The sequence below is a fragment of the Pollutimonas nitritireducens genome (genome assembly GCF_002849615.1).
Taxonomy (GTDB): domain Bacteria; phylum Pseudomonadota; class Gammaproteobacteria; order Burkholderiales; family Burkholderiaceae_B; genus Pollutimonas; species Pollutimonas nitritireducens.
On the sequence record NZ_PDNV01000007.1, the window covers coordinates 280839 to 304402 of the forward strand.

17 protein-coding genes are annotated in these 23564 nt (G+C 58.0%); 10 read left to right on the forward strand and 7 right to left on the reverse strand.

Annotated elements, in window-relative coordinates:
- Positions 1-47: 47 nt before the first annotated feature.
- Together CR155_RS12780 and CR155_RS12785 are read right to left on the reverse strand one after the other, a co-directional pair.
- Positions 48-1166 (reverse strand): muconate/chloromuconate family cycloisomerase, encoded by a 1119-nt coding sequence (locus CR155_RS12780; RefSeq protein ID WP_102070397.1) that lies wholly within the window; start codon positions 1164-1166, stop codon positions 48-50.
- Positions 1167-1362: 196 nt separating this feature from the next.
- Positions 1363-2412, reverse strand: coding sequence for an asparaginase (locus CR155_RS12785; protein WP_102070398.1), 1050 nt, complete (start codon positions 2410-2412; stop codon positions 1363-1365).
- Positions 2413-2619: 207 nt separating this feature from the next.
- On the opposite strand from CR155_RS12785, the gene CR155_RS12790 reads away from it, so the two are divergent.
- Together CR155_RS12790 and CR155_RS12795 are read left to right on the forward strand one after the other, a co-directional pair.
- Positions 2620-4170 (forward strand): iron-containing redox enzyme family protein, encoded by a 1551-nt coding sequence (locus CR155_RS12790; protein ID WP_233214232.1) that lies wholly within the window; start codon positions 2620-2622, stop codon positions 4168-4170.
- 36 nt (positions 4171-4206) lie between these two features.
- Complete coding sequence (locus CR155_RS12795) at positions 4207-5202, forward strand: methyltransferase (protein ID WP_102070399.1); 996 nt, start codon at positions 4207-4209, stop codon at positions 5200-5202.
- Between the two features lie 23 nt (positions 5203-5225).
- On the opposite strand, the gene CR155_RS12800 is transcribed toward CR155_RS12795, so the two are convergent.
- The gene (locus CR155_RS12800) at positions 5226-6803 is read right to left on the reverse strand and encodes an FAD-dependent oxidoreductase (RefSeq protein ID WP_102070400.1); all 1578 of its coding nucleotides are present in this window, start codon (positions 6801-6803) and stop codon (positions 5226-5228) included.
- A gap of 143 nt (positions 6804-6946) precedes the next feature.
- Here CR155_RS12800 and cphA point away from each other — a divergent pair, with 143 nt between their 5' ends.
- Positions 6947-9736, forward strand: coding sequence for a cyanophycin synthetase (gene cphA / locus CR155_RS12805; RefSeq protein ID WP_102070401.1), 2790 nt, complete (start codon positions 6947-6949; stop codon positions 9734-9736).
- On the opposite strand, the gene CR155_RS12810 is transcribed toward cphA, so the two are convergent.
- Both CR155_RS12810 and CR155_RS12815 read right to left on the reverse strand, forming a co-directional pair.
- Complete coding sequence (locus tag CR155_RS12810; protein ID WP_102070402.1) at positions 9627-10700, reverse strand: PA0069 family radical SAM protein; 1074 nt, start codon at positions 10698-10700, stop codon at positions 9627-9629. The two genes, cphA and CR155_RS12810, sit on opposite strands and share 110 nt — an antisense overlap.
- 87 nt (positions 10701-10787) lie before the next feature.
- A complete protein-coding gene (locus tag CR155_RS12815; protein WP_102070403.1) occupies positions 10788-11942 on the reverse strand; it encodes a winged helix-turn-helix domain-containing protein in 1155 nt (384 codons plus the stop codon).
- 117 nt (positions 11943-12059) lie between these two features.
- Between CR155_RS12815 and CR155_RS12820 the strand changes: the two genes are divergently transcribed.
- The 6 genes from CR155_RS12820 to CR155_RS12845 all read left to right on the forward strand — a co-directional run bounded on the left by CR155_RS12820 (position 12060) and on the right by CR155_RS12845 (position 17941).
- Positions 12060-13190, forward strand: coding sequence for an aminotransferase class V-fold PLP-dependent enzyme (locus CR155_RS12820; RefSeq protein ID WP_102070404.1), 1131 nt, complete (start codon positions 12060-12062; stop codon positions 13188-13190).
- 3 nt (positions 13191-13193) lie between these two features.
- Positions 13194-13538, forward strand: a complete 345-nt coding sequence (locus CR155_RS12825; protein WP_102070405.1) for a hypothetical protein — start codon at positions 13194-13196, stop codon at positions 13536-13538.
- Between the two features lie 61 nt (positions 13539-13599).
- On the forward strand, positions 13600-13788 hold the full coding sequence (locus CR155_RS12830; protein WP_102070406.1) for a hypothetical protein: 189 nt from the start codon (positions 13600-13602) through the stop codon (positions 13786-13788).
- A 386-nt stretch (positions 13789-14174) separates the two neighbouring features.
- Positions 14175-15338 (forward strand): TRAP transporter substrate-binding protein, encoded by a 1164-nt coding sequence (locus tag CR155_RS12835; RefSeq protein ID WP_102070407.1) that lies wholly within the window; start codon positions 14175-14177, stop codon positions 15336-15338.
- An 81-nt stretch (positions 15339-15419) separates the two neighbouring features.
- Positions 15420-16046, forward strand: coding sequence for a TRAP transporter small permease subunit (locus tag CR155_RS12840; RefSeq protein WP_102070408.1), 627 nt, complete (start codon positions 15420-15422; stop codon positions 16044-16046).
- Positions 16043-17941 carry a TRAP transporter large permease gene (locus tag CR155_RS12845; RefSeq protein ID WP_102070409.1) on the forward strand — a complete coding sequence of 633 codons (1899 nt, stop codon included), beginning with the start codon at positions 16043-16045 and terminating at the stop codon, positions 17939-17941. The genes CR155_RS12840 and CR155_RS12845 overlap by 4 nt, the downstream gene beginning before the upstream one ends.
- 154 nt (positions 17942-18095) lie before the next feature.
- Here CR155_RS12845 and CR155_RS12850 read toward each other — a convergent pair whose 3' ends face one another.
- Positions 18096-19238, reverse strand: coding sequence for a hypothetical protein (locus tag CR155_RS12850; RefSeq protein ID WP_143705200.1), 1143 nt, complete (start codon positions 19236-19238; stop codon positions 18096-18098).
- Between the two features lie 317 nt (positions 19239-19555).
- On the opposite strand from CR155_RS12850, the gene CR155_RS12855 reads away from it, so the two are divergent.
- The gene (locus CR155_RS12855) at positions 19556-21208 is read left to right on the forward strand and encodes a methyl-accepting chemotaxis protein (RefSeq protein ID WP_102070411.1); all 1653 of its coding nucleotides are present in this window, start codon (positions 19556-19558) and stop codon (positions 21206-21208) included.
- A 61-nt stretch (positions 21209-21269) separates the two neighbouring features.
- On the opposite strand, the gene CR155_RS21275 is transcribed toward CR155_RS12855, so the two are convergent.
- Positions 21270-23009 (reverse strand): methyl-accepting chemotaxis protein, encoded by a 1740-nt coding sequence (locus CR155_RS21275; RefSeq protein ID WP_102070412.1) that lies wholly within the window; start codon positions 23007-23009, stop codon positions 21270-21272.
- Positions 23010-23564: the final 555 nt, after the last annotated feature.

The window sequence follows — 23564 nt, forward strand, 5'->3', positions numbered from 1 at the left end:
ACTGTCAATCAGTAACAGACCGGCTTTTTCACGCCGCGCGTGCTTTGCTACCTGCGGGTGTAATGCCGAACCTTGTCCTCGTCCAGCGTCACGCCGAGCCCGGGACCTTTGGGCACCTTCAGTGTGAACTCACTGTAATCGAGGGGCTCGACCAGGATGTCGTCCTTGAGCAATAGCGGGCCGAACATTTCGGTTCCCCACTCCAGCTTATCGACCGTGGCAAACAGATGTGCCGCCGCCAGGGTGGAAATGGATCCTTCCAGCATCGTGCCGCCATACAGCGCGATATCAGCGGCCTGGGCAATGCCGATCAAATCGCGTGCACGCTGCAGGCCGCCGGCCTGCTCGATTTTGATGGCAAACACATCGGCGCACTGGTTCGCGGCCAGCGCGAAGCCATCTTCCCTGCCCTTGAGCGCTTCATCGGCCATGATGGGCACTATGCCCAAACCCGTCAAACGCGCCATGCCCGCCAGGTTTTTCTCGTGTATGGGCTGCTCGACCAGTTCAACGCCTATATCGGCCAGAGGACGCAGCATGCGTAGCGCCTGCGTTTCCGACCATCCCTGGTTCACATCGATACGCACGCTTATGTCGTCGCCCAACGCAGACTTGATGGACGCGATGTGGCGCAGGTCATCCTTCAAGGCGCGCATGCCTACCTTCAATTTGAAGATGTTGTGTCGACGCGTATCCAGCATCTGCCGGGCTTCGACGATGTCTTTTTCCGTATCGCCACTGGCAAGAGTCCACGCCACGCTGATCTCCTCATGCACGGCGCCGCCAAACAACGCACTCAGCGGAACGCCGAGCCGCCTGGCACATGCATCGTATAGTGCGGATTCGACCGCGCTCTTGGCGAAATGGTTGGCCTTGATGGCCTTGTCGATACGAACTCGCAACGCGGCCGGCCTGTCAGCAGCCTGACCCACGATCAGCGGAGCAAAATACGTGTCGATATTGGTCTTGATGCTTTCCGGACTTTCACCCCCATAATTAAGCCCCCCTATTGTCGTAGCCTCGCCGATGCCTTCAATGCCATCCGAGGTCTTGATCCGGACCAGAACCATGCTTTGGCACTGCATGGTCGCAACCGACATCTTGTGCGGCCTGATGGTGGGGATGTCGAGTATATGGGTGCTTACGTCTACGATGGTGGGTTGCATTGCGGCTCCGGCCTACACAAGTTAATCGGACTTCACGAGTATAGGTTTCGGCAGTGCACCGGTCTAATATGGATTGGGTCGGCAATGATACCCCCAGGGTATCGGTGCAAGGCATCAGCGTAACGACAACATGGCCGCCGGGCACACGGATGTGCAGTATCGGGCGGCCACTGCGCTGGATTAAAACGTATGGCGCTTATTTGTCGAACGCCGCCTGGAGATCAGCCTTGCTGCTCACACCACTTTGCAGTGCCAGCATCAATAAAATGCGCGCTTTGGGCGGGCTGAGGTCATCGGCCATGACGGCGCCTGCATCGGCAAGTGTTTTGCCACCACCCTCAAATCCGTAGTTGGGCAGGACACGCCCGTTGTAAACCCGTGTGGAAACGACGACAGGTACTTGCTTGGACAGCGCATACTTCACCGCCTCGAACATGGACTGATTCATATTGCCCATTCCGAGTGCCTGGACCACGATACCTTTGACTCCGCGGTCAACGGCGTTGCGCAGCCCGGCTCCGTCAGCACCGCCGTACATTGGGAATATTTCCACCGCGGGCATCGTGTCGGTACTCAGGGCAATGTGCTGGCGCCGTAATGGCGAGTTGGCATACATGAGCCGGTCAGGATAGACCTCGCCGAGAAAACCGAATTCACCTGAATTGAAGGTTTCCACATTTCCCGTGTGCGTTTTCCTGACATAACGCGCGGAATTGATCTGATTGTTCATGGCCAGCATGACACCCTTGTTCTTCGATTTTTCATCCACCGAGATTCTGACGGCGTTCAACAAGTTGCGCGGGCCATCGAAGTCGGAAGATGATGCATTACGCTGCGCTCCGATGAGGGTTACCGGCTTGTCGGACTTGACGGTAAGGTCCAGCCAGAATGCGGTTTCCTCGAGCGTGTCGGTACCGTGGGAAACGATCACACCGGCCACGTCGGGCTGATCCAGGGCTTGCTGCACGACTTTAGTCAATTCTACCCAGCGCGGCGGATCCATGTAGTCGGACGGAACATTCGAAAGGCTTTTCACGCGGATCGTGGCGTATTTGGCCACATCGGGCACCGTGGCGAGCAAATCTTCGCCTGAAATGGCTGGCACTGGCGCATTCTTGACAGGGTCTATCTTCATTGCGATTGTGCCGCCCGTCGCGAAAAATTGCACCACAGGCTTATCCTGTGCCACCGCAGTGGAAGCGGCCACCATACAACAAAAACTTAAAAACGATAGCTTGAATATCATGCGGGTCTCCTGCGGCTTGAGCCGGTTTATAGGTTGGGTAACGTCAACTATTGCAACGGGTGCAACGTCGATGAGTGTCGCCGTTCCCGGGAACCAAGTCTAGCCCCCTGCATCCCGGGCTCACGCCTGAGTGAATCGCCCCGGGCATGTTACTTGCTTCAGCCCTCACACTTACCATTCCGGTCTTAAACCGTAGAAGGATGAGCCATGGTGCTTACAGAAGAAGGTCTTATGGACCGGTTGCGAAACAATGATGCCCGAACTCCCTATGAGCAACATGTTGCCAAGGGTGCTCTGGCCTCGACCGGTCGTGTCGCCGATGGCCGTACCCCGCATTTCGACGCGAAGCAGATATATTTTGGATTAATGGGAGCCCGCCCCGACGACTTGGCTGTGGCGCGGTCACGCCTGTATTTGACACAGTTGCTGGCGGAGGCCATCGCCTGCGATGCGGACTTGCCTGACAGGCCCGAAAAGCTTCAAGCCTGGAGCATTGCCCACACCGAAAAGGTCGGCACCCAGTATCGCCAATACCTTAAGGCGCGCAGGGCTGGCGACACGCGGCAGTACTTCACAAACAAATCGCATGCGCTGTATTTCCTGAAGGGCGTCGCCCCAACCAAACTGGTGGATGGAGCGTGGTTGTACGGTTTATTGCAACATTGGCGCGATCCACGCTTCTTGCCGCTGATACAGACATATCTGGAAGAATTGGGCGAAGGCGCGGCAGATAAAAACCACGTGGTGCTCTATAAAAAGCTGCTGGGCACTCACGGTTGCCTGCAGTGGCATTCCTTAAGTGATGCACATTTCATCCAGGGTGCAATTCAGTTGGCCCTTGCCCAGCACACGGCTCATTTCCTGCCCGAAGTCATCGGCTACAACCTGGGTTACGAACAGCTTCCCTTGCATCTGCTGATCAGTGCCTACGAGTTGAATGAACTGGGCATCGATCCCTATTACTTCACCCTGCATGTCACGGTCGATAACGCGAGCACCGGTCACGCCATGCAGGCGGTGCAGGCCGTCTTCGATGCGCTGCCCCAGGTCGCGGACAAAAAAGAGTTCTATCGACGCGTCGTCAACGGCTACAAGCTCAATGAGCTGGGAGCCAGCACCAACTCGGTCATCGCCAGCTTCGACCTGGATGAAGAGCTGGTGGCTGTCCTGACCGCGAAAGCCGGGGTAGGCGCCCAACTGCACTCGGACTACTGCAAAATTGCGGGTAAAACGGTGAACGAGTGGCTGGCTGTACCCGCGCAAATACCTATGTTTCTTGCTTCCCTGGAAGAAAACGGGTGGATCAAGCGGCACCAGAATCCCGAAAACAGCCGATTCTGGAAATTGATCCAGGGTGAACAGGCGCATATGTTCGGCGTATTTAACGCCTATGAAAAACAAGTCATCCACGACTGGATCGCGGGAGACAGTGCGGGAGGGACCGGTTCACGCCCCATCAGCTTCAGGGCCCGGCAACGCCTGGCAACCCAGGATAGTCCAGCCACCATGCACTACCGCAATTCCGCTTTGAGATCCGACTGCAGCATACCAAAGGCCTGGTGCGACTCCGATGCAACCATGCCTTCGCACAGCGATATCGATGCTGACCTGCACCAGCTGGAACAAAGGCTGGCCAATGCGCCGGGCAAGGACGGCGCGATGACCCTGCTTATTCCATTGCTATCCCCGGTACACCATCACACGGCGCCAGGCCTGATGGCAACCCGCCTCTATACGCGCCTGCTTCATGACGCTTGAGGACGCGCCCACCGGGATGACAGGAACTTTAGGACTATGAACGCCTTGGAAACCGTACTTCCCGACCGCCACCCGCAGGCCGCCGCATCGAGCGAATCAATTCAGGATGCCGCCCTGCTGCGCCTGGGCTTGGCATTGAAAGATCGGGGATACCGTTACACCGCAGTGACGCCGGCCACCCATAACCTGGTCAATAAACGTACTGGCAACGAATGGGCCCAACAGGTGGAGGATGTCCTGGGCTGGAGCCGGCCGTTCAACGCCGATGTGCTGCCTGCCGCGCTGGTAGCGCTTATGCGCGAGGCCGGCATCCTGAGGGAGCATGGAGACGGCTGGCGATGCCGGCTCCGTGCCTCAACGTTGAATGACTCGCTGTTTTTCCATTCGGCCTACCCCACCAACGATACCGACGCCGTGTTCTTCGGTCCTGACACGTACCGATTCGTGGGCGCCATCGACCAGTATCTGGCGGCTCGGGCTGAACCTGTACGGCGCGTCGCCGATATCGGCTGTGGCGCGGGACCCGGGGCCATCGCCGTCGCCTTGCGTCATCCGCACGCGGAGGTGCTGGCCATCGACATCAACGACCAGGCCGTGCGTCTGGCGCGAATCAACGCCAAGCTGGCCGGCACGGATAACGTCCACCCCATGCACAGCAATTTGCTGGATGCCGTCGGCGGCACGTTCGACCTGATCATTGCCAACCCGCCCTATATGATTGATCCCGCACAACGTGCGTATCGTCACGGCGGAGGTGCGTTAGGCGAAGGACTGTCTCTTTCCATCGTTGACGTGGCCGTGCAGCGTTTAAGCCCACACGGCACATTGCTGCTTTACACAGGCGTAGCCATCGAGCGGGGAGTCGACGCGTTTCGGGTGGCGGCCACAAAAACGCTTCAAGCCGCCGGTTTCGAGTGGCACTACAGAGAAACCGATCCCGACGTGTTCAGCGAAGAACTTGTATCCAACCCCGCCTATTCACACGCAGAACGCATCGCCGCCGTCGTGCTGACTGCGACCCGTCCCGGCTGACAGCCCATAACGCTATGGAGCCGCTACGGCTCCCCGTCAACCGGCTCCGCCTCCAATGCCGAGGTGGCCGGGCCATGGACGACGGCGCCTTCGGGTGTAAAGCGCGAGCCATGGCATGGACAGTCCCACGTGCGATCGGTAGCGTTCCAGCCAACGACGCAGCCCATATGAGTACATAAGGCCGATACCCTATGCATGACACCCGCGTCGTCGCGGTAAGCCGCAAGCAATTTGTCGTCTTGCTTGACGATGCAGGCCTGGCCGGGATCAAGGTTTACGTCTTTGGCGTGTCCCGCTAAAAACCGATCTTCGACAAAGTGTTTTGCAGTCTGAAGATTGGATTTGATGAACTCCCCGCCGCCCACCAACGGTTTGACGCGGGTCGCATCGAGCAATTTGGCGCCCAGATTTTCCCTGCCCATAATGCGATCAGCGATCAGGCTTGCGGCCATCGTACCGTTACTGATGCCCCAGGCGTTGAAGCCGGTGGCGACGTATAGGTTTTTGGATTTGGAACTGGCTGATCCGATAAAGGGAAGTCCATCCATGGACTGGAAGTCTTCGTTGGTCCAGCGATAAGCGATATTTTCGATGGCGAAGTTCTCTTGCAGAAAGCGCTCAAGCTCCTGGAAGCTCTTTGCTTCTTCGGTGGCCACGCCGGTCTTGTAGGTCCCGCCCACCGCAATGATATGCGGCGTACCGCTGGAGTGATCCATGCGGAAGGAATGGCTGGGCGTGCCGGTATCAAGAAACATGCCGTCCGGAATACGGTCGGATTCAACTGGCGCGGCCGCCATGGGGTGACTGATCGTGTAGGCTTTGGCAAAAAACATCCCATCGGGAACGATAGGCAGATGAGTGGCAATGATGACATCCTGCGCTCGTGCGGAAGCCCCTGCTTCGGTATGCAAGCGGTAATGAGAACCATCGTCTTCCTTTTCGACTTTGGTGACGCGCGTCATTTCAAACAGCCTCGCATTGGCTGCCACCATAGACGCCAGACCTCGCAAGTACTGGACAGGATGAAACTGAGCCTGATTAGCAAAGCGCAGCACCCCTGCGACTGCAAATGGCTTGCCCAGTGGCGAGTCTACCGGCGCACCCATGGGTAAAGCAGTGTCCGTACTGAAATATGCAGGCAAGCCCAGCTTGATGGCGGCGTCAGCCTCGTCCTGAAGGTCTTTCAGGCCGTCCGCGGTACAGGTGTACAGGAACGCCGGCTTGCGTTCAAACGAACAGGCAATATTTCCGATTCGGACCAGTTCCGCGATATAGGCTATGGCGGCTTCGTTGGCCTGGGCGTAATTGCGCGCGGCAGCCACGCCAAAGTCCCGGATAAGGCCGCTGTAGATCAAGCCATGCTGGGATGTTATCTTTGCCGTGGATCGCCCTGTGACTTGCTCGCCCACGCGCAAGGCTTCAAGGACGACGACCGACTTGCCGGCCCGAGCCAGTGACTCGGCCGCAGTAAGTCCCACAATACCCGCGCCCACCACCGCCACATCCACGTCCAGCTGCTCGGACAAACTGGGATATTGCGTGGCGCCAGCCCCGGCGGTGGCCGACCAGTACGATCCGGTAAACGCATGTTTTGTCAGCATAATATTTCTCCGTTATTGCGGACACCGCAGCAACTTGTATGCCACCGCCAGCGTCAAACCTGGGCACGGCTATTGCTCTGACGATCGTACTACCACCCCTAACCGGCTGGTCGGCGCACTGGACCATCACCGAGACCTAAGCCATGAAACTTATTGAAAAACGCCTGCTACGCGGTCCCAATCTATACACGCGCCGACCCTGCATAAAAGCCATCATCGATCTTGAGGAGCTCGATGGCCAGTCCTCGGCTGATCTTGGGGACTTCACCGACGGTCTCTGTGCGCTCCTGCCCTCATTGGACCGCCACCGCTGCTCGGTAGGCAAAGCAGGCGGCTTCGTCCAGCGACTGCGCGACGGCACCTATCTGGCGCATATCGTCGAACATGTCACGCTAGAGCTCCAATGCTTGGCCGGCAGCGAGGCTGGATTCGGCCGTGCACGGAGGGTCAAGGGCATGCCACGCTGTTATCGCGTGGTCTGTGCCTATCAGATCGAAGCGCTGATCGAGCCTGCGCTCAACGCCGCCATTGAGCTGGTTGGCGCAATTGCCCGCGGGGAGCGTCCGTCCATCGATGCTGTACTGAGTCCCTTGCGCGAACTGGTCAGACGCCATGGCGTGGGTCCCAGTACACAGGCGATTCTCGACGCGGCCAAGGCGCGCGGCATTCCGGCCTTACGGCTGACACACGACACCAGCTTGTACCAACTGGGCTTGGGCGCACGGCAGAAACGTATCCAGGCAACGATTTCCAGCCAGACCAGCCACATAGCCACAACTATCGCCAAAGATAAGCAGCTGACCAGGGATCTGCTTGCCCAAGCCGCCATCCCAGTGCCCCAAGGCTGCATCGTGCGGGATGCCGACGAGGCGATGCGTGTCGCGTCCCGACTGCGGGGACTTGTGGTCGTGAAGCCCGCCGACGCCAACCATGGCAAGGGGGTACGCACCCGTCTGAAGGATCCGCAAGACATCAGCCAGGCCTACGCCGATGCACGCCAGTACAGCACGCGCGTCATCGTCGAAGAGTTCATCGTGGGCGACGACTATCGCTTATTAGTGGTCGGCGGAAAAATGGTCGCTGCTTCGCGACGGGAACCGCCCTGTGCGGTCGGAGACGGCCACACGACCGTGTACGGGCTGGTCGAGCGGATGAATGAAGACCCGAACCGTGGCGAAGGCCACAGTAAAGGCCTGACCAAAGTACCGATCGATCGGCACATGAGCTCGCATCTGGAACGCATGGGAATGAACCTGGACAGCGTGCCCCGTGAGGGCGAACGCGTGGTGCTGCGTGACAACGCCAACCTGTCGACCGGCGGCACGGCGCGCGATGTCACCCACCTGGTGCACCCTGACACGGTGCACATCTGCGAGCGAGCCGCCCGTCAGGTCGGGCTGGATGTGGCCGGGGTCGACCTGGTGTGCCGGGACATTGCCGTGCCCTTGCTCCAGCAGGGTGCCATCGTTGAGATCAATGCGGCGCCCGGCCTGCGCATGCACGAACAACCCAGCCATGGCATGAGTCAAGCTGTCGGATCCGCGATCGTGCAGTCGCTGTTCGCCGACGGCGATGACGGCCGCATCCCTCTCATAGCCGTCACCGGGACCAACGGTAAAACAACCACTACACTATTGATCGGCAATGTATTTCGAACGGCAGGCCTCACCACCGGCGTAGCCACGACGCAGGGGCTTTTCATCGACGGCCATTGCATACACCAGGGTGACTGCACGGGTTTCTGGTCGGCACGAGCGATATTAGGCTCGGCGGAGGTGGACGCCGCGGTGCTCGAAACCGCTAGAGGTGGAATCCTGAAACGGGGCCTCGGTTTCGATCGCTGCGATATCGCTGTCGTCCTGAACGTCACAGCGGATCACCTGGGCTTGGATGGCGTGGACACGGTGGAAGACATGGCGTGCGTCAAAGCCGTCGTGGCCGCGACAGCAACCCACGCCGTGGTATTGAACGCCGACGACGCGCACTGTGTGACCATGGCGTCACGACTGTGCACAGGCGTTGAAGTCGTCTACTTCTCGTGCCAGGACAACAACCCAGTCTTGCAGCGGCATATGCAGCAAGGCGGGCGAGCCGTATTCCTGCAGGAGGGCCATATCGTAACGGCCGGTCCGGGCGGCCATCATGCGCTTATGCGTGTCGATAGCCTGGCGGTGACGTTGCACGGAAAAGCCATGCACAATGTGGCGAATACCCTGGCCGCCATTGCGGCGCTGGAGGTTCAAGGCGGCTGTTCCAGAGAAGCGATTATCGAAGGATTGCGGTCATTTCGCTGCACGACAGAGACCAACCCGCTACGCCTGAACATTGTCGATATCGAAGGGGTGACCATACTGCACGACTATGCTCATAACGCTGCCGCGTACCAGGCAATTCTGGACACCGCCCGCGCCATGGGACGCGGGCGCATCATTGGCGTAATCACTGCCCCGGACGACCGGCGCGACGCCGATCTCCAGCAGATCGCTCGAGTGTGCGCGGCCCAGGTGGATGAGCTGGTCGTGTATGAAATTACGAACCACCGCAGCCGGAAACCTGGCGACACCTTGCGCCTGTTGTACGAAAGCGCCTCGGCGACCGCGCCATCCCATGTACCGGTACATGCCGTAATGGGCGCCCAAGAGGCTGTGTGGGCCGGCTTCCAGCGCTGCGGCGAGGGTGATTTGTTGCTGGTGGGCGGAGCCACGCGACTGCAAGACCTGGATTATGTGCTGGCCCGTGCGAAGAGCATGAGAAGCGCAACCATGGCTGAATCAACAGGCGGCCTGCAAGGCGCCATGAACGCCGCGCAGACCGACTGCGCGGTCATCCGAACAAATCCAATTGAGGATCTTCTATTGCAGGCCGGCGAAAAAGATCAACTGTCAGCGACGGTCGGGCCTGGTTCAGGCCTGCCTTTGCACACGTCTTTCTAAAGCGTTGTTCAAGCAATTCGGCAAAAACGCCGCTGCCTTTCATGCGCGTCCTGAATTCCGAATCGTAGTCTTTGCCGCCCTGCATCTGCCTGACCAGATTCATAACGTGTGCCTGCTTCAAGGGATAGTGCGCCTTCAGCCATTCGCGAAAAAGGTCAGCGACCTCGAGCGGCAGACGCAACAAGACATAGGCGGCATTCAATGCGCCTGCGTCACGAGCACTGAACAGGATGTTTTCCATGTCGTGGTCGGTCAATGAGGGGATGACGGGCGCCACCAGCACGCCGGTGGGAATCCCGGCCTGACTGAGTGCACGCACGGCGTCGAGGCGGGCACCCGGCGCGCTGGCGCGGGGTTCCAGCGTTCGGGCGATGGCTTTGTCCAGCGACCCTATGGACATGAATACACGCACCAGGTTCTTGCGCGCCATGCGCTCAAGCAGCGGAATGTCGCGGGTGACCGACGCCGATTTGGTCGTGATGGCCACGGGATGATTGAATTCTTCCAGAACCGCAAGAATACTGGCGGTGATGCCAAGTCGGCGCTCGATAGGCTGGTAGGGGTCGGTGTTGGCGCCCAGCGCAATCAGCTTGGGCTCATAGGAGGGTTTGGAAAGCGTTGCGCGCAGCAGTTCGGCAGCGTTGCCCTTGGCATAGAGCTTGGTTTCGAAGTCGAGCCCGGGCGAGTGGTTCAGATAGGCGTGCGTGGGTCGCGCATAGCAATAGATACAGCCATGCTCGCAACCCCGGTAGGGGTTTATGGACTGATCAAAAGGAATGTCCGGCGAATTGTTACGCGAGATGATCGATTTGGCGGTCTCCATCGAGACCGTCGTTGCGGGCCTTGCTGGTGCCCGTTCGTCGTCGATGGCCCATTCGTCGTCAAACGATACACGCTGGAACTGGTCGAAGCGTGATGTCTTGTTCGAGACACTTCCCCGGCCTTTGATTGGTGTCTCGTGCATGGTGGCCCCTGTTGAATAAACTGTATATAAAAACAGTATATTCGTCTTTCCGGCCGAGCTCAAGCGGCGTTTTTTGCCGCCAGCCCGTCACAAACCAAACTGGAATACTTCGAACTGTTGCAGCTTTTCTTCAATCGCCGGCTTATGCAGGCCTGGTTCTCCTTTACCGACCCAGCTCCATTGTTGAATCTGCAACTCACGACGTACCCGGTCAGCCTTGAGGTCGATCACGGCCACGACCTCGTCGCCGATAAGAACAGGCAAACCCATATATCCATAAACGCGTTTCTGCTGCGGCAGGTAGGCTTCGAACAGGTGCTCGTAATCAAAGAACAGTTTCAACCTCTTGCGCTGGATCACCAGCGGATCGAACGGCGAAAGGATATGAACGACCTGCTCCATTGGCGGAATCTCGTCGAATGCCTGCGGCCGCGCCCAATGTTCCTGCCGGCCTGCTCCTTCGATCGCGACTGCAACCAGGTTCCCGCGCCGCAGCCTGGCCTCGATGACGCTGCGAAGCAATGGTTTGCGCGCCGCATTCAAGTGGCAAATTGAGTCCAGACTGACCAAACCCTGGGATCGCAACGCCCGATCCAGCAGATAGTTTGCGACTTGAGCGTCAGTGGCTTGCCTGGGCGGGCGTTCCCACTGGAAATGCCTCTTCATGAGCTCGTACGTCTTGAACATGCCCGAGCGCTCACTGACAGTGAGCTTGCCGATGTAGAAGCCCAATTGCAGAGCCCTTTTCGACGGTTTCCGACTCGCCCAGGCATGGTCCTTTTCGACCAGCACGTCGTCCTCGATGTCGCGTATGGACAAGGGGCCATGGTCGCGAATGCGCGTGATCACCTTGTGCAGATCGCTTTTCGTGACTGAGTTGAACCATGCCTTGGGCGACGTCCGATGTGCCTTCATATCGGCCATGAAAAACTTCAGGTCGGTGCTGGGAATATACGAAAGCGCATGGGTCCAATATTCGAAAACGGTTTTTTCGACTGTCTGCGCCTGATGCAAGTGTTGACGCTGATAAGCGGGAATGCGACTCCAAAGAATATGATGATGGCAGCGCTCGATGACGTGTATCGTGTCGATTTGCACGTAGCCAAGATGCGCAATCGCCGCCACAGTGGCCGCTGGCCCGCCGCCGAACGGCGCTGCTTCGTCCAGCCGCTGGGCGCGCAGCCATATGCGGCGAGCCTGTTCCCGGGTCAACGGTGTCGCGGTAGTACGGATAGAATTCATGCGTATGGCTCTGGAGTCATGGCCGGCTTATTATTGGACCACAATGGTCTAAAATCGAATACCCCTGGTCGTGACGGACTGATCGCGCCGACCTAATCCTTTCTTCTTGGAGAAGAAATGCCCAGCTTACTGCCTGACAACGATCCCGACGGACTCCTGGAATACTCGGTCGTCTATACCGACCGCGCGTTGAATCACATGTCCCAAGCGTTTCAAGGGGTGATGAAAGACATTTCAAGGACACTGAAACACGTCTATAAAGCAGACACTGCCATTATCGTCCCAGGTAGCGGCACGTTCGGCATGGAAGCCGTGGCGCGACAGTTTGCAACAGATAGACAATGTCTAGTCATTCGCACTGGGTGGTTCAGCTATCGCTGGACGCAGATTCTCGACATGGGCCACATACCCTCGGGCACCACGGTGCTCAAGGCGGCGCCGGTGGCACCAGGATCGCAAGCCGCCTTTGCGCCGCCTCCGATCAACGATGTGGTCGAAGCCATCAAGGCCAACAAGCCCGCGGTGGTCTTTGCGCCGCATGTCGAGACATCCTCGGGCATCATGCTGCCCGACGACTACATGCGCCAGGTGGCCGCGGCAGTCCATGAAGTGGGTGGCCTTTTCGTACTGGACTGCATTGCATCCGGAACGCTCTGGGTCGACATGCAGGATATCGGCGTCGATGTCCTGATCAGCGCGCCGCAAAAAGGCTGGACTGCCTCGGCGTGCTGTGCCCTGGTCATGCTCGGCGCCCTGGCCCGCGAAAAGATCGATACAACGGTCAGCACCAGCTTCTCCTGCGATTTGCGCAAATGGATGCAGATCATGCAGGCCTACGAACAAGGCGGCTTTGCCTATCATGCCACCATGCCCACCGACTCGCTGGCCGTCTTGCGCGACGTCATGGCCGAAACCGAAGCGTATGGCTTTGACAACGTCAAGGCTGAACAGCAAGAATTGGGTGCCAAGGTACGTGCCCTGCTGCGCGAGAAAGGCTTCAAGAGCGTTGCGGCGCAAGGCTACGAAGCACCCGGCGTCGTGGTCAGCTACACCGACGACGACACCATACAATCGGCCCGCAAGTTTGCGCAGGCCGGCATTCAGGCCGCCGCGGGCGTCCCCCTGCAATGCGACGAGCCGGCCGACTTCAAGACCTTCCGCATTGGCCTGTTCGGGCTGGACAAGCTGCATAACGTAGACCGGACGGTCGACACGCTGAATAAAGCGCTGAAGGCACTAGGTTATTAAGACATGGCAATCAAACACCGTATCGAAGGGCCGGAGGCCGTCATTGCTTTCGTGCACGACACCCGACTGCCATTCGGTCCGCAGCAAAGTGCACAGGCCGATTTACTGGTCTCGGCCAAGGCCGGTGATAAATGGCGGCTGACACGGGTGACGCTGCCCGTGGATTTCGCCTATGCCGACGACACGCTGGAAATTCATATTGAATCGATCGGGACGCCTTTCTACCGAAAATACCGGTCAATACCCGGGACGCAATTTGTCTACGACACGCTGAAATCGAAACTATTCATCGAAGGTCACCTGAACAAGGGGCGCGGCGACCCCTTTGTCATCCTTATTTCCCGCTAAGGGACACCGGTCCTGGGCATGGTACTTGCTACATCCAGAACCACACCGAACAGGAGCAGTCATGACCACAAAACGAACCGACGACACCAAAAAGGATACGCCGCAGGACGATGATCTGGCGCGCAAAGATCAGGCTAGTCATGGCGACCAACAAAATCGCAGCAAAAAAGAGGGACACACCAGCCAGATCGGCTCCAGCCAGGACCAACTCAGCCAGCGCAATCGCGGCGAAGGTGCTCGCCGCAAATGATGCGGTCGAAATAGATGGGATCCGCGCCCCAGGCCGGATCCCGTTTGAATGCCAATTCGCCTTCCGGCTGTAACAAATAGGGGTTAACGCCCCACATCGAAGCCTGAAATCAGCCGCTGATTTCTACGGAATAACCCTGCTACCCCGCCTGTTCGGCGTGCCGCGCACCACAACCACGCATTTCCTCTTCATTGCTCGAAACCCGCATGAACATTGGGTTTCGAGCAATCATCCCGCAACTCTTGCACCCATTTCCGCCCTACCAGTACGCGCATTCCGCGTGTTGACGCCCTTGGTCGGATCGCCTATAAATGCGACGGCAGTTGAACGTTTGTACCTTGTTGCAACTTACGACATATCGCATATAAAAAGCCAGGAGACACACAATGAAGAGCAGTTCGAAAGAAGTCAGCCCAATCGCCACAGGCAAGTCGTCACGCCGCCAGTTCCTGGGCGGTGCCGCAGCCGGCACGGCGGCCGTAGTATCCATGGGATTCCCTTCCATCGTCAGCGCGCAGTCACCCGTCAACTTGCGCTTCCAAAGCACCTGGCCAACCGTCGACATCTTCCATGAGTTCGCCCTGGACTTCGCCAAGAAGATCAACGACATGACCGGCGGCGAACTAAAAATAGAAGTCTTGCCAGCGGGCGCGGTCGTGCCGGCGTTCGCGCTGCTCGACGCTGTTTCCAAAGGCACACTGGACGGCGGTCACGGCGTGCTGGGCTACAACTACGGCAAACAGAACGCCTTGGCGCTGTTCTCGTCGGGTCCCGCCTTCGGCATGGATGCCAACATGATCCTCGCATGGCATAAATACGGCGGCGGCAAAGAGCTCCTGGCCAAGCTGTACACATCCATCGGCGGCAACGTTGAATCCTTCCTTACCGGCCCAATGCCCACGCAGCCTTTTGGCTGGTTCAAGAAACCGGTTACCAAGACCGAAGACCTGAAAGGCCTGAAGTTCCGCACCAACGGCCTGGCCATTGACCTGTTCACCGCCATGGGCGCCGCCGTGAATGCGCTGCCCGGCGGCGAAATCGTGCCGGCCCTGGATCGCGGACTGCTGGATGGCGCCGAGTTCAACAACGCCACTTCCGACCGTCTGTTGGGCTTCCCCGACGTGTCCAAAGTTTGCATGCTGCAAAGCTTCCACCAGTCGTCGGAAACGTTCGAAATCATCTTCAATAAAGACAAGTACGCCGCACTGCCCGACAAGATGAAAGCCATCATTGCCAACGGCGTCGAAGCCTCGTCGGCCGACATGTCATGGAAAGCGGTCGACCGCTACTCGCAAGACTATATCAAGCTGCAAAAAGAAGACGGCGTGAAATTCTACAAAACGCCCGACGCCATATTGCAGCAACAGTTGGTCGTATGGGACCAGATCGTCGCAGAGAAAGGCAAGACCAACGCCATGTTCAAGGAAATCGAGACATCGCAACGCGAATTCGCTTCACGCGCACTCGCCTGGGACATGGACACCAACAACAATCGCCGCATGGCCTACAACCACTATTTCGGCCGTAAAGCAGCTCCCAAAAAGAGCTAAGCCGTAGCGCTGTTGCACTGAACACCACCCGTACCATGGGTGGTGTTTTTAATCGGCTTACCGTAAGCAGGTGAAACTATCATGCAAAGAATTTTGCTAACCATCGACCGGGTCAATACCTGGATCGGACAGCTGTTCGGCTGGTTCGTCCTGGCCCTTACCCTGTTTATTACCTATGAAGTGTTCTCGCGTTACGCATTGGGCGCGCCGCACTCCTGGTCCTTCGACGCCATGAACATGATGTACGGCGCGCTGTTCATGATGGCGGGCGCCTATACCCTGTCCAAGAACGGCCACGTACGCGGCGACGTACTGTACGGATTTTTTCCGCCTCGGCTGCAGGCCGGGCTGGACTTGACGCTATATATCATCTTTTTCTTCCCGGGCGTCATCGCCTTGTGCTGGGCCGGCTATAGCTACGCCGCCGAATCTTGGATGATCAACGAGCACTCCACCATCACAGCCGACGGCCCCCCCATTTATCCCTTCAAAGCCATTATTCCTTTGGCTGGCATCACCTTGCTCTTCCAGGGCTTTGTGGAAGTCGTCTACTGCATACAGTGCCTCAAACTGGGCAGCTGGCCCAAACGCGATAAAGATGTGGAAGAAGTCGACGTCGACAAACTCAAGGAAATGGTCAGTGTCGATGAAGACATGGGCGAGCTGGACAAGCTTGTCATCCAGCAACAGAAGAGAAGCCCGTCATGAGAAAAGAAGTATGGTTTGGCCTATCCATATTGGCCTCTGTCATTATCGCGCTCGTCGTATTCATGCCGGCTCCGGCCGACATCACCAACGGGCACCTGGGTTTGCTCATGCTGGGTCTGATCGTCGTGACCATCATGCTGGGATTCCCCACCGCCTTTACCTTGATGGGCATGGGGGTCATGTTCACCTATCTGGCGTACCGGAACATGGGTCCGCAGCTGGCCATCCAGCAAACACTCGATCTCATGGTATTGCGCGCCTACTCGGTCATGACCAGCGACGTGCTTATCGCCGTGCCGCTGTTCATATTTATGGGCTATCTGGTTGAACGCGCAAACCTGATCGAACGCCTGTTCAAAAGCCTGCACCTCGCCATGGCGCGGGTACCGGGTTCCCTGGCCGTGGCCACCGTCATCACCTGCGCCGTGTTCGCCACGGCCACCGGCATCGTTGGCGCCGTCGTGACACTGATGGGCCTGCTGGCATTGCCCGCCATGCTCAAGGCCGGGTACAGCGTGAAACTTTCGGCCGGCGCCATCACGGCTGGCGGCTGCCTGGGCATCATGATCCCGCCTTCGGTCCTGCTGATCGTATACGGCGCCGTGGCCGGTGTCTCGGTTGTCAAGCTGTATGCAGGGGCTTTTTTCCCAGGCATCATGCTGGCCCTGATGTACGTCCTCTACATCATGATCGTAGCCAAGATCAATCCCAAGGCGGCACCTCCGTTATCGGTCGAAGAGCGCCGGGTCACGCTTCCCGAGTTCGCGGAAACCGTCAAGCGCACTATCAGCAATCGCGCCGTGCCCGGCCTGGTTGGGGCCATCAAAGGCAAGCGCAATGCTGGTGTACCCATGCGCACGCTGGTCAACAATTTGTTTATCGCCCTGCTACCGGCACTGGCGTTCGTGGCCATCATGGGCCTGAGCTACAAAATGGTCACCGCCCCCCTTCCGCAGGAAGCCACCGGACTGGTTGAAATGGGCTTCGGTTCCAGTTCCGGTTTCGACTCGCTCTCCAACGGCGGCGGCCTGCAAGAGCCTGTAGCCGAAGGCGGACTGGCCGAGCCCGCAGGCACGGAAGCCGTGGCCGAAACGGCGTCCGAACAGGCGGAAGCCAAGGAAGCGATCGCTCCGAATGAGAGCCGACCCGCGCCCATGGCGTTCTGGATAATGCTCGCCATCGGCACGCTGATATTCGCGATTTTCTACACGATCTTCACCTTTGCACGGCTTGAAATTTTCAAGATGCTGCTCAGCTCGTTCTTTCCGCTGGCCATCATGATCCTGGCGGTGCTGGGCAGTATTGTGTTCGGCCTGGCTACGCCGTCCGAAGCCGCTGCCATGGGGTCCTTCGGTGGGTTGCTGCTGGCGCTGGCCTACCGGCGTCTGAATATATCGATGCTGCGAGAATCGGTCTACCTGGCGGCAAAGACCAGCGCCATGGTGTGCTGGCTATTCGTGGGTTCCAGCATATTTTCGGCGGCATTTGCGCTGCTGGGTGGACAGGAAATCATCAATACCTGGGTATTGGGCATGGACCTGACCTCCATGCAGTTCCTGATCCTGGCGCAAGTGGTGATCTTCCTGCTGGGTTGGCCGCTGGAATGGACAGAAATCATCGTGATTTTCATGCCCATCTTCCTGCCGCTATTGGCACATTACCAGATCGACCCCTTGTTCTTCGGGCTGCTGGTCGCCCTGAACCTGCAAACAGCGTTCCTGTCGCCACCAGTTGCCATGTCCGCGTTCTACCTGAAAGGCGTTTCACCGCCCCATGTGACGCTGAACCAGATATTCGCCGGCATGCTGCCTTTCATGGGAATTCAGATTATCGCGATTGTCCTGATGTACATGTTCCCGGCCATCGGCCTGTGGTTGCCTGAAGTGTTGTATTAACAGTAGTCCGGCAAAACCTTGCCACGTTGCCCGTACCGGCTCCTGACAAGGTCTTCTGGATCCGGATAAACTGTCACAGCACAGCAGTCTGACAGGCTATAGCAATAAGGGCGATCCTCGGATCGCCCTTATTGCATCCCCAAGCCGCAAGACGCTACATGAAATCAGGTACGTCTTCCCGGAAGAATATGTCACGACGCCACTCCAGATAGGGCTTAAGCCGTTTAACGCTGCTTATATCCTGCCTTAGGTCCCTTAACGCATTGGTGAGCGCCTGTAGCTCTTTCAGATGCTTGGTGATCGCACGCTTGCTTGCTGCCGGCGTCCTTCTGTGGAATCGTCGGTATAGCGCGCCGGCCAAGGGGTTTTCATCCAGAATGGAGTCTTCCTGTTCGCGCAGGTCAAGAAAGTGCCGGTCAAGCAACTGGGCAGCATCATCCAGGTTGCCGCCAAGCTCATGCAATGGCGACTCGCCCACATATTCGGCGTAAAACGCAAACAATTTCGGGATGTCGTTGCTGTCCCTTGCCTGAATCAATTCGCGCATCAGGCGGTTTTTTTCCATGCGTAGCGTTGCGTCGCGCTCTTTGTCCGGGTGCAGGATGCCGGCAAGCTTGCGAAACAATTTATTGACAGACGATGACCTGATCAGTTGTTTCAATGCCAGGTTTTCGTCCCGGCGTTGTTGTTCATGCGCCTGATGCCGTTGGAAAAACTCCTGGTGAAACGCGTGGTCCGAGTGCATCTCATCGTGCTGTTCAAACGATGCACTGGCGGCGTCACTCTGTTCAAACGCCGCAAACAATTCCTCAAACATATCCCGACTGCCAAATTCGCGATCCGGCGCAGAGCCGTCGTTTCCGTTGAAGATGAAATCGTCGGCGTCTTCTTCACGTAGTAGCTGTGATTCGGGGAACGCGACCGCATAGGCATCCGCCATGCGCCGTTGCAAGGACGACATATCCAGATGCTGGCTAAAAGGATTCCTTGACATGGCATCCGCGTATTCGCCGGCCCACTCGAGCAGCATCTGGCGCTGCCATTGTGCAAGAGACTTCCTGCCGCAAAAGGATAGCAAATGCAGGCAGGCGAAATACATGGCGTCCATGTACGCTTCCTCATGATCCTGAATACGACTTTGTATGTCACGCGCGAAGGCCTGCGATTCGGCTCGCAGGGTATCGTTCTTCTTTTGCTGATCAACGACGCGCTGCCAAGCTGCATTGAATTTTTTTTCATCGTGCGACTGCGCTTTCGCCGTGGTATGAGGCTGGATCGTCTTGGTACTTACTTGCATAAAAATCTCTTCTGCCGTGGGCTGCTGGAAGTGTGCTCCCGCTTCTTCTCCGAGCATTGTGGTGTGTACGTCAGTGTACGGGCATCATCGAATCAATTTCCAGGGTGTTCAACGTTGCGCGGCTATCCGCGTAGTGCAAACGATATCAATAACCTTATCCATTGTAGGGTTATAATCGTGATGTTAAATGATGTAACGTTTAACCAAGAAATCTAACTGATGCACGACGCTCCGCTACATCGGCCCCAATCTTACCTGGATCTTTTCATGCTTCGCACGCTTGCCAGCACAGCGGCTGCGGCTGGCTACAGACACACATGCGACATACATTACCCGTCACCGACACTGAAACCAAAGTCCGAGCAGACCAGTACCTGATTTCCAAGACTGACACCCGCGGCAACATTGTCTATGCCAATGCGGCCTTCGTCGACATCAGCGGCTACAGCCGTGCTGAGCTGATCGGCCATCCTCATAATATCGTTCGCCATCCGGACATGCCGGCCGAAGCATTCAAAGACCTGTGGGACACCTTGCAGGCCGAGAGACCCTGGTTGGGCCTGGTCAAGAACCGTCGCAAGGACGGCGGTTACTACTGGGTGCTGGCCAACGTCATGCCCATTTTCGAACACGGCCAGGTCACGGGCTACGCCTCCGTACGCGTCAAGCCCAGTGCCGCCCAGATCGAAGAGGCCCAGGCGTTCTATGACGATATCAATGCAGACACCACCCACGGCTACACCGTCAAGGAAGGACGGCGCGTGCGCAGCGGATGGCGCCGCGCTTTGGATATTGCCGCGCAACCATTCCACAATACATTAAGCGCCGGCATGATCCGCATGGCCGTCGCCACCACGGCGACGATCGCCGCAACGCTATGGTTCGCCCTGAACGGCGAGACCTACGCCCAACACCAATGGTGGTTCGTGGGCGGAGTCGGCCTGGTCACCGCGGCCAACCTGGCCTATGGCTGGCACATTGCGCGGCGCATTATTGCGCCGCTGAATGGCGCGGCCAAGATAGCGCGCCAGATTGCCGCCGGCAACCTGCAGATTGCCATCGATACCGAACAACCGGGAGAAGTCGGCAGCCTGTTCTTTTACCTGGACATGATGCGCAAGAGCCTGATGGGCATAGCCAACGACGTGCACCTGGGAGTCTACGCCACCGCGCGCAGCGCGGAAATCCTGGACGTGAATAACACCAACTTATCCTCACGCACCGACGACCAGGCATCTTCCTTGCAGGAAACCGCCGCCAGCATGGAAGAGCTGACGGTCACCGTGCGCCAGAACGCCGACAATGCCAATTTGGCGCGTGACCTGGCCGACGCCAGCATGCAAACCGCCCAGCGCGGCGGTGCCGTCGTCAACGATGTAGTCACCACCATGCAGGGCATACGGGACAGCTCGCGCAAGATCGGCGATATCGTGTCGTTGATCGATACCATTGCCTTCCAGACCAACATTCTGGCATTGAATGCCGCTGTTGAAGCGGCACGCGCCGGGGAAGCCGGCCGCGGCTTTGCCGTGGTGGCGGGCGAAGTACGCAGCCTGGCCCAAAAAAGCGCGGCCGCCGCCAAGGACATCAAGACACTGATCGACGATTCCGTCAGCCGTATGCAGGTCGGCGCCCAGCAAGCCGACCGCGCCGGCCAAACCATGCAGGACATCGTCGAATCGGTGCGCCGCGTCACCGACATCATGGGCGAAATCTCCACCGCATCGGTCGAACAATCCTGCGGCCTGGAGCAGATCAACCAGGCCATATCCCAAATGGACGGTGTCACCCATCAGAACGCCGCCCTGGTCCAGGACCTGGGAACCACGGTAAGGAGCCTGACCATGGACGCGCAAACCTTGCGCTTGGCCATTGAGGTCTTGAACACGGGTAGTGGAAATATCCAATACACCGGCATAACGGACAAAGCCCAGGACAAGGTCCTGGGCTTATCTCCGACTTATGCATGATGGCGCCAACGTACAGCCCGAATCGATCCGATTTCAGGCCATGTTCATTGGGAAGAAGCGCCTAAAACTCTTCCCACTCGCCGCTACCCGATGCCGACGCGGCTGCCGGTGCCAGACGCATGCGGGCGGCTGGTGCCGTCGGCCGCGGCGGCGCCGACATATCGCGACCATAACCGGACCCGGTCACCTTAGGAATAATGCGCTGGCCGCTTGACACAGCTGCGGCGGCGCCGTCCTGGTCAACCTTGAAAAAACTGATGACCTCGACCAGCGTACTGGCCTGTTCGCTGAGGCTGCTCGACGCCGTGGCCGATTCTTCCACCAGCGCGGCATTCTGCTGCGTCACATCGCTGAGCTGCAAGACAGCATCGTTAATTTGGCTCAGGCCGGATGTCTGTTCCGTCGTCGCCGCACTGATCTCGCTGATCAAGTCGGTCACCTGCTTGACCTCTTCCACAATACCCTGCATTGCCGCGCCGGCTTCGTCCACCAGCTTGCTGCCTGTTTCCACCTTGGCGACGCTATCGTCGATCAGTGTCTTGATGTCCTTGGCGGCCGCCGCGCTTTTCTGTGCCAGACTGCGCACTTCCGACGCCACCACCGCGAAACCCCGGCCCTGCTCGCCCGCACGCGCCGCTTCCACCGCCGCGTTCAGCGCCAGGATATTCGTCTGGAAGGCAATGCTATCGATCACGCCAATGATATCGACGATACGCCTGGACGAATCATTGATGCCCGCCATGGTCGTCACCACATTGTTCACCACCTCGCCGCCCTTGGACGCGGACAGGCTGGCCGTCGTCGCGCGTTGCGCCGCCTGACGGGCCACATCGGCATTGCTGTGCACCGTACTGGATAATTCCTCCATTGCCGCCGCGGTTTCGGTCAAATTGGCCGCCTGCTCTTCCGTGCGCTGCGACAAATCGGCATTGCCCGCCGCAATCTGCCCCGCGCCCGTGGCGATGCTGTCGCTGCTCGCCAATACCGATGCCACCAATTTGCGCAAGCTTTCCTGCATGGTGTTCATTGCCATGATGACGCTGCCTTTTGTGGCATGCGATGCATCGATGCGATTCATCAGGTTGCCGCTGGCGATGGAATCGGCAATTGCGGCCACCTGCGCCGGTTCACCACCCAATTGACGCGTCAAAGCCCGCGTTATGGCCCAGCCCAGCAACATGGCAAGGATTGCGCCCGCGATCGTCAGTACGGCCAGCGTCACGACCGTGCTGGAATACACGTTGGCGATCTCCCCTGCAAAGCGCGCCGCATTCAACCGCTTGCCGTCGACCAGTTTACTCATCACCGCTTCCGCCGCCTCACCCAATGGGCGAGCGTTCTCGAGCAGTTCTATGGTGGAATCGTTCGCCTGCCCCGGGGGTTCGGGCTTGAGCAACACCAACACCTTGTCAATTCCGACTTTATAGGCGTCGACCGACTCATGCGCTGTCTTCAGCATGGCCTTTCCCGCCTCGGTCACGAACAAAGGTTCAAGCTCAGCCAGTTCGGCGTCGACACCGGAGAAACGCTCGGCGATCTTCTTGATTTCCACATCGCGCGCGCTGTAGGTTTGCGCCAACAGCGCCGTACGCGCTGACCGTCCTGCACCGATCAACAACGCATTGGCGGTTGACGCATGGTGCAAACCCACCAGTTCAATATTGTGCATGCTGGTGGCCATGGTATTGACCTGCCCGGTTGCCCGAACTCCCAGCCACCCAATAAGGGCAGCGATCACGGCAACAATCAGGAAGGATCCCGTCAGCTTGGCTCTGACGGTAAGGCTGGCGAACCAACTCATGAATTTTTACTCCAGTTTCTTGATGGAACGACAGATGTGCGTTCTCTACGGGTTAACCCGAGGCGAGTTTAGACTGGATTCGTAACAAGGAAAGGCGGGAAATGAGGGTATTCCCTAGAGTGGTTCGAAGAAACGGCAGGATGGCGCCAACGGACTGAGTGTGCGTCCAACCTCATCGGTCCGCCATTATGCTCCGCCCAAATTCGCCTCTTTCAATCATTGCGCATGACCACCCTAAAGTTCCGGCATCGCTCGCCGTTAATGCCTATGAACAGGATGAAACCGGCTTTGCTTTACTCGGTACCAGGCAACACACCAGGCAAAACAGGCTTTTTTCGTCTTGGCAACCAGGCGGAGCTAGATTCGCCGTACTTATTCCCTCAGGAGCTACAAATGGCTGTTATCAATACCAACTCGCTTTCCCTGATGTAAGTGATCCAGCAAGCACATCCTTGTCGGGTTTCGATGAAAGGCGCAACCTTCAGTCTGTTCAATTTCGGAGCAGGCAGATATGTCGAAGGGAATGCAATACTGGTCGGATCACTTAGCAGCCAT

What these genes read in the sequence shown, in the direction of transcription:
- CR155_RS12780 (WP_102070397.1), bottom strand. Translation starts at nt 1,166, where the DNA reads ATGCAACCCACCATCGTAGACGTAAGCACCCATATACTCGACATCCCC.
- CR155_RS12785 (WP_102070398.1), bottom strand. Translation starts at nt 2,412, where the DNA reads ATGATATTCAAGCTATCGTTTTTAAGTTTTTGTTGTATGGTGGCCGCT.
- CR155_RS12790 (WP_233214232.1), top strand. Translation starts at nt 2,620, where the DNA reads ATGGTGCTTACAGAAGAAGGTCTTATGGACCGGTTGCGAAACAATGAT.
- CR155_RS12795 (WP_102070399.1), top strand. Translation starts at nt 4,207, where the DNA reads ATGAACGCCTTGGAAACCGTACTTCCCGACCGCCACCCGCAGGCCGCC.
- CR155_RS12800 (WP_102070400.1), bottom strand. Translation starts at nt 6,803, where the DNA reads ATGCTGACAAAACATGCGTTTACCGGATCGTACTGGTCGGCCACCGCC.
- cphA (WP_102070401.1), top strand. Translation starts at nt 6,947, where the DNA reads ATGAAACTTATTGAAAAACGCCTGCTACGCGGTCCCAATCTATACACG.
- CR155_RS12810 (WP_102070402.1), bottom strand. Translation starts at nt 10,700, where the DNA reads ATGCACGAGACACCAATCAAAGGCCGGGGAAGTGTCTCGAACAAGACA.
- CR155_RS12815 (WP_102070403.1), bottom strand. Translation starts at nt 11,942, where the DNA reads ATGAATTCTATCCGTACTACCGCGACACCGTTGACCCGGGAACAGGCT.
- CR155_RS12820 (WP_102070404.1), top strand. Translation starts at nt 12,060, where the DNA reads ATGCCCAGCTTACTGCCTGACAACGATCCCGACGGACTCCTGGAATAC.
- CR155_RS12825 (WP_102070405.1), top strand. Translation starts at nt 13,194, where the DNA reads ATGGCAATCAAACACCGTATCGAAGGGCCGGAGGCCGTCATTGCTTTC.
- CR155_RS12830 (WP_102070406.1), top strand. Translation starts at nt 13,600, where the DNA reads ATGACCACAAAACGAACCGACGACACCAAAAAGGATACGCCGCAGGAC.
- CR155_RS12835 (WP_102070407.1), top strand. Translation starts at nt 14,175, where the DNA reads ATGAAGAGCAGTTCGAAAGAAGTCAGCCCAATCGCCACAGGCAAGTCG.
- CR155_RS12840 (WP_102070408.1), top strand. Translation starts at nt 15,420, where the DNA reads ATGCAAAGAATTTTGCTAACCATCGACCGGGTCAATACCTGGATCGGA.
- CR155_RS12845 (WP_102070409.1), top strand. Translation starts at nt 16,043, where the DNA reads ATGAGAAAAGAAGTATGGTTTGGCCTATCCATATTGGCCTCTGTCATT.
- CR155_RS12850 (WP_143705200.1), bottom strand. Translation starts at nt 19,238, where the DNA reads ATGCAAGTAAGTACCAAGACGATCCAGCCTCATACCACGGCGAAAGCG.
- CR155_RS12855 (WP_102070411.1), top strand. Translation starts at nt 19,556, where the DNA reads ATGCGACATACATTACCCGTCACCGACACTGAAACCAAAGTCCGAGCA.
- CR155_RS21275 (WP_102070412.1), bottom strand. Translation starts at nt 23,009, where the DNA reads ATGAGTTGGTTCGCCAGCCTTACCGTCAGAGCCAAGCTGACGGGATCC.